The following is a 6489-nucleotide window of genomic DNA, read 5'->3' on the forward strand; positions in this document are numbered from 1 at the left end:
CGAACGGCCGACCGCCCGCCGGTCATCGGCGCGCCCGGACCGGCCGCTCGGCGGCGATGAACGCCTCCGACCCGTCCGTCGCCGCGAACGCGATCCCGCCGGCCTCGCCGCGCTCGACGCGCCACGTCGGCAGGGCGGGCACGTCGTAGTCGGTCGGATCGCCGTACGTCGCCGCGACCGCCCACTCGCGGGCCCGCATCTACAGGTCTCCGTTGATCGCGTCCGCGACCCGCTGGCGGTCGAACAGCCGCTCTCCCTCGGGGATCTCCGGGTACGGCCCCTCCTCGTACCGGGGCCACGCGCCGAACGCGTCGGGGTACAGCTGCTTCGCCGTCATCTCCAGCTGGAAGAGGTTGAGGATCGGTCCCTGATATCGGGCGCCCTGCGGGTGGATGCGGTCGTTCGCGACCGCCGTGACGTCCGAGCCGACGGGGTCCTCCTCGAAGGCGGCCCGCCGCCCGGCCATGTCCGTGCCCGGCTCGAAGCCGCCGAGGTAGAGGATGACGTCGGGGTCGGCCTCCAGAATCGTCTCGAAGTCGACGACCGTGCCGGACTCGACACTCCCCTCGAAGGCGTCCCGTGGACCGAGCGGGCGCGTGTGCGACGTGAGGAAGCCGGGGTTGCTCAGCGTGTACGCGTAGATCTGCTCGATGTCCGCGGCGGCGATCATGATCGCGGTCGGGCGCTCGGACTCGGGCGGGAGCCGCTCGTCGATCGTCGCGAGGAGGTCGTCGTGGACCGCCGCGAGCGCCTCGTAGCGCTCGCGCTCCCGGAACGCGTCGGCGACGATCTCGAACTGCTCCCACAGGCCGTAGTACTGGTAGCCGTCGGCCCACTCGCCGGTCGGCTCCTGGTGGCGGTCCGAGAGGGAGTTGCCGAACCACGGCGAGACGCGCTCGGCGATCTCGTCGATGTCCTCGCGGCTCCACGCGTCCTGCTGGGTTATCCACGCCGGGTCCGCGAGGTGGATGTCGCTGTCGAGGGCGTACAGCTGCTCCTTGTCGGGTTGCCACGAGGAGTAGAGCCCGGACCAGTCGAGCGAGACGCCCGGGAGGCGCTCGATGAACTGGTTCCAGAGGCCGTCGTAGTAGTCGGGGGCGTGGAGGGCGGTGACGTCGTCCCCGCGGCCCAGCGCGAACGCCATGCCGGCGTGGTGGGTGAGCCGCGTGAACACCGTCTCCGGCGGCGACTCGAACGTCACCTCGCCGGTCGGCGAGATGGACGCGGTGTAGCTCCCGCCGTCGGCGTCGTCCCCCTCACCGGAGGGGTCGTCCGATTCGCCGGAGCCGCCGTCGCCCGCGTCGGTCTCGTTCCCGTCGGAACCGGTCGGCTCCGACTCGGTGTCGCCGCCGCTACAGCCGGCGAGGAGGCCGCCGAGCGCGACCGAGCCGCCGTACTTCGCGAACGCCCTCCGGGTCGATTCGGGAGGTGCCTGGTCGTTGGGCATGTTTTTAGGCTGGCCTAAAAAAATTTAACCGTTCCGATCTTTAGGTCGGCCTAAAATAGTGGACGGTGCCCGGCGCACAGAACCGGACGACTCCCCGTGTCGCTCCTGCTCCTCGTGTCGCGCCTGCTCCTCGTATCGCGCCTACTCCTCGTGTCGCGCTCGGACGGGCGTCACCCGCGGACCGCGGTCGGTGTCGACGACCTCGGCGTCGACGCGGAACACCTCGGCGAGCAGCTCCTCGGTGACGACCTCCTCGGGCGGGCCGTGCGCCCGGACCCTCCCGTCCTTGAGCGCGACCACGCGGTCCGCGAGCCGCGCCGCCTGCTCGATGTCGTGGAGGACGACGACGACGGTCACGTCGCTCTCCGACCGGAGCGTCTCGATTATCTCCATCACCTCCATCTGGTGGTGGAGGTCGAGGAACGTCGTCGGCTCGTCCAAGAGGAGCACGTCGGTGTCCTGCGCCAAGACCATCGCGATCCACGCGAGCTGTCGCTGCCCGCCGCTCAAACTCCCGATCTCGCGGTCGCGCAGGTGGCCACAGCCCGCCAGGTCGATGGCGCGCTCGACCGCCCGGGCGTCCTCGTCGGTCGTCCGCTCGAAGAACCCGCGGTGGGGGTACCGGCCGTGGTACACCAGATCCTCGACGGTGATGCTGTCCGGGGACGTGCTCTCCTGCGAGAGCAGCCCGAGCTTCTTCGCGAGCGCCTTCGTGTCCATGGAGTGAACGTCGCGCCCGTCGAGCAGCACCGAGCCGCCCTCGGGTTCGATCTGGTTCGCGAGCCCCTTCAGCAGGGTGCTCTTCCCGGACCCGTTCGGACCGACGAGCGCCGTCACCGCGCCCGGCTCGGCCGCGATCGACTCGCCGTCGACCACGGGTTCGGGGGCCGTCGGATAGCCCAACACGAGGTCCTCGGCGTCGAGGTCGCTCGCGTCGGTCGCGCCGCCGGACGGACCGCGCGGCCCGTCGGTCGCGCCGTTCGCGTCGGTTGCGCCGCCCGATTCGTTCGACTCTGTCGCGTTTGCGCTGAAAATTGACATTCAGAGGTCACCCACGTTCTGCTTCCGCCGCATCAGGTACAGGAAGTACGGGCCGCCGACCAGCCCGGTGACGATCCCGACCGGGACCTGCGCGTCGACGCCCGCGATCACGCTCATCCCGAGGCGCGCTCCCACGTCGGCGCCGACCATCAGCGCCGGGCCGACGAACAGGCAGCCGACGATCACCCGCTTGTAGTCGCTGCCGACGAGGTTCCGGACGACGTGGGGGACGATGAGCCCCACGAAGCTCACGATCCCCGCGACCGCGATGCTGGCGGCGGCCGCGAGGACGGCGACGCCGGAGAGCGCGAACCGCACCCGCTCTATCGACATCCCCAGCGACTTCGCCGTCTGCTCGCCGAGGAGGAGCAGGTTCAGCTGCCGCGACCCCGCGAGCGCCAGCGTCAACGCCGCGAGCGTCCACGGGAGCGCCGTCCGGACCTGCTCCCAGTCGGTCCCGGTCAGCGACCCCGTCGTCCACTGGATCGCCGACTGGACGACGGCGATGTCGTCCGCGAAGAAGAACAGCCCCGTCTGGAGGCTGTTGAAGACCGTCCCGACGATGACGCCCGCGAGGACGAGTCGCACCGGACTCGTCCCGTTCTTCCACGCGATGGCGTAGACGATCAGGAACGCGACCGCCCCGCCAAGCGCCGCGATCAGCGGCAGGAACGCGGAGAGCCCGCCGAACACGACGAGGGTGAGCAGGATCATCAGGCCCGCGCCCGACGAGACGCCGAGGATGAAGGGGCTCGCGAGCTCGTTGCGCGTCACCGCCTGGAAGATGGCGCCGGAGACGGCGAGGTTGGCGCCGACAACGACGGCGACGAGCACCCGCGGCAGGCGGATGTTCCAGACGACGAGCGTCTCGCGCGCGAGCTCGGGCAGTTCGCCTCCGAACCCCGTGACCGCCCGCATCAGCTCCTCGCCGAGGAGGAAGTTGAGCAGCCACCGCGGGTCGAGCAGGACCGCGGGGTCGAGGACGGCCCGCCACGCCTGTCCGACCGACATCGAGTACGCGCCGAAGCTCACCTGAACGAGCCCCGCGACGGCGACCAGGAGGAGGCTCCCGGCGGCGACGGTCGCGAGCCGCGGCTCGAACAGCCACCCGAGCCGGTTCCCCTCGCCCGGTCGGCGGGCCGAGGCGTCGCCGCCGACCGCTCCGGCCTCGCCGCTCATCGCGTGCCCCCGTCGGTTCGCGGGGCGTTCGATCCCCCGTCGCTCGCGTACGCCGCGATCGCCTCGTCGTCGATCGCGTCGAGCAGCGCGTCGGTCCCGTGCGCGTCGACGACGGCGTCGGGGTCCAGTCGCTCGGCGAGCGCGCGGTGACCGGCCGCGGCGCGGTCGGCCTCCTCGTCGACGTCGACGTACGACGACAGCGCGTCGTCGATCGCGGCCTCGCGGACGCGGGCGAACCGCTCCGAGTCGGTGTCGACGGGGGCGTCGGCGTGCTCCGCGTCGAACCACTCGACCCACCGGTCGCGGTCGGCCCACTCGCCGTCGAGTTCGGCCTCGCGGCGGACCCAGTCGACGCCCTCCGCGGCCGCCGGCCACCAGCCGTCGTCGATCCGGGCGTCGGCGACGACCCGCTTGCCGACGCGAGCGCCCCGTCCCGTGGCCGTCACCGCCTGCCGGTCGGCGTCCGAGGGAGAGGCGACGTACAGCCCGTCGACGGGGGTCGTCCCGTCTCGGTCGGCGTACTCCCGATCGAAGTGCTCGTGCGTCTCGCCGCCGTGATCGTGCTCCTCGAACATCGCGCCGTCGTCGTCGAGCCCCCGGAGGTACTCGCCGTCGTACCGGGTCGCCGCGACCACCCGGCGGGCGGTGACCGGAGAACCCTCCTGGCGGGTGACGCGGAGGCGGGTCTCGTCCGCGTCATCTACGCGCTCGACGGTCTCGACGAGGTCGTCGACGAGCGTACAGCCCGCGCGCTCGACCTGCGCGCGCATGAGGTCGGCGAGCGTCCCGACGTCGATCCCGGCCGGGAACCCGGGGTAGTTCTCCAAGTGCGCGCAGCGCGCGAGCGAGGACCGACCGCGGTCGAAGACGGTCACGTCGAGGCCGCCGCGCGCGGCGAACACCGCGGCTGCGCAGCCGGCGGGGCCGCACCCGACGACGACGAGGTCGCGTTCGGCCGGCCGGCCGGCGTCCGCCCCGCGCTCGCCGGCGCCGCTCATTCCGTCCCTCCGGCGACGATCGAGGCGACCTCGTCGCGGTCGAACAGCCGTTCGTCGGCGGGGATCTCCGGGTAGGCGTCGCCGTGCTCGTAACCCGGCCACTCGCCGAACCGCTCGGGGAACAGCTGTTTCGCGGTCATCTCGGTCTGGAACAGGTTCATGATCGGCCCCTGAACCGGGTCGCCGGAGGGGTAGAAGCGGTCATTCGCTATCGCGGAGAGATCGCCGGCGACCGGGTGGTCCGTCAGCTCCTCGCGGATCGCGCCAACGTCGTAGTAGGAGGCGATCCCGTACTGGTGGAAGATTACGTCGGGATCGACCTCCAGTAACCCCTCGTGGTCGTACGTCATCTCGTAGGTGACGTCGTCGCCCGTGAACGCGTCGGGGACGTCGAACGGCCGCACGTGCGCGTTCGCGAACCCCGGCTCGTCCGTTCGCGAGGGGTAGTAAGTGCCGTCCATGTAGATGAGCGCCGCGACCGTCGGTCGCTCCTCCGCCGGGGGGAGGTCCCCGCGGATCGTCTCGATCAGGTCCTCGCGGACCGCGTCGAGCGCCGCGAACCGCTCCTCCTCCCAGAACGCGGCGGCGACGCGCTCGCCGATTTCGGGGAGCGTGTAGTACTCGTACCGGTCGCGGTACGCCTCGGGCGGTTCGGCGTGACGCCGGCTGTAGATGTTCCCGAACCACGGCCCGATCCTGTCGCGGACCTCGACCACGTCGTCCTCGTCCCAGCCGTCGAAGGAGGCGAACAGGGCCGGGTCGGCGAGGTGGAGGTCGGAGCCGAGCTCGTAGAGTAACTCGCGGTCGACGGAGATACCCCCGCCCGAGCCGGTGTTCAGCTGTTCGAGCCCCTCGCGGTCGAAGGAGACGCCGTCGAGGGCCGCGTAGTAGGCGTCGAGCGTGTTCCCGCCCGCGTCGGCGTCGAAGCCGAGCGAGTTGACCGCGTCGCCGTGCCCGAGCGCCACCGCTAGGTCGGCGTACAGCAGGCTGTACACCATGACGTCTTCGGGCACGGCGTCGAACTCGACCTCGCCGACCGGCGCCATCGCGGCCGTGTACGAGTCCGAAGCCGCGTCCTCGTCCGACGGCTCGTCTCCGCCGGAGCCGCCGTCCGCCGAACCGTTTCCGCCCTCGGACCCGCTCGGCGGCGCCTCACTCCCGCTACACCCGGCGAGCAGTCCCGCGCCGGCGACGGCGCCGCAGTACCTGATCGCGTCGCGTCGCGTGCCGGCGGGCCGGTCCGCGTCTTGCCCCATACAGTTTAGGCTACCCTAAAGAATTAAAGCAGTTTCGAATGTTAGGCGGGCCTAAACACTGGGCCATTCGACGAACGCGTCCGCGGGGTTCGCCCTCGGAATCGGCGAAGCCGAACCCGACGTTCGAGGCGTCGACGGGTTGACGCGGTCGGACACCACAGCCTCGGAGGATGGATTTGATGCGTGCCTTCTATTCTCGAGAAGTAGCTGTGAAAGAGGGGATGTCTTGCGGTTCCTATTTCTTACCCCTCAGAAAGCATTTTTGAATGATGTTCTCTGAAGTGTGTTACTAATCACCAGACGAAAGACTATCCAGCCAAATCTGTCGTGAAACTAAGCCACGCATCACAACCCATCCTCCGAAACTGTGGGCATCTCACAACCTCGGGGGATGAATTTGACGCGTGACTTCTGCTCATTATTTTTTGCTGTAAATAATAGCCATCCGTTGTAGTTTAGCGGCGCGTCGAGGCGGTGTTTGTGCGGATAGTTGAGCAAGACGGTGTTGAGTCAAATCGCTGATGAAGCGTGATCGGAGAACTGAACAGAGGCTCTTCCGTCTCGGATG

At 69.8% G+C, this 6489-nt stretch carries 6 protein-coding genes; all 6 read right to left on the reverse strand.

Translation table 11 applies throughout. The features are described from left to right. Positions 1 to 22: 22 nt before the first annotated feature. Entirely contained in the window at positions 23 to 199 is a 177-nt protein-coding gene (locus EXE46_RS17220) for a hypothetical protein (protein WP_199234178.1), read from the reverse strand. Beyond that, positions 200 to 1447, reverse strand: a complete 1248-nt coding sequence (locus EXE46_RS14000; RefSeq protein WP_137688999.1) for an ABC transporter substrate-binding protein — start codon at positions 1445 to 1447, stop codon at positions 200 to 202. A gap of 141 nt (positions 1448 to 1588) precedes the next feature. Beyond that, on the reverse strand, positions 1589 to 2488 hold the full coding sequence (locus EXE46_RS14005) for an ABC transporter ATP-binding protein (RefSeq protein WP_137689000.1): 900 nt from the start codon (positions 2486 to 2488) through the stop codon (positions 1589 to 1591). Beyond that, the gene (locus EXE46_RS14010) at positions 2489 to 3667 is read right to left on the reverse strand and encodes an iron ABC transporter permease (RefSeq protein ID WP_137689001.1); all 1179 of its coding nucleotides are present in this window, start codon (positions 3665 to 3667) and stop codon (positions 2489 to 2491) included. It abuts the gene before it with no gap. Next, complete coding sequence (locus EXE46_RS14015; protein WP_137689002.1) at positions 3664 to 4665, reverse strand: FAD-dependent oxidoreductase; 1002 nt, start codon at positions 4663 to 4665, stop codon at positions 3664 to 3666. The genes EXE46_RS14010 and EXE46_RS14015 overlap by 4 nt, the downstream gene beginning before the upstream one ends. Beyond that, positions 4662 to 5921: an ABC transporter substrate-binding protein gene (locus tag EXE46_RS14020; protein ID WP_137689003.1), complete on the reverse strand. Its 1260-nt coding sequence runs from the start codon at positions 5919 to 5921 to the stop codon at positions 4662 to 4664. The genes EXE46_RS14015 and EXE46_RS14020 overlap by 4 nt, the downstream gene beginning before the upstream one ends. Positions 5922 to 6489: the final 568 nt, after the last annotated feature.

Source organism: Halorubrum sp. GN11_10-6_MGM (assembly GCF_005435165.1).
Taxonomy (GTDB): domain Archaea; phylum Halobacteriota; class Halobacteria; order Halobacteriales; family Haloferacaceae; genus Halorubrum.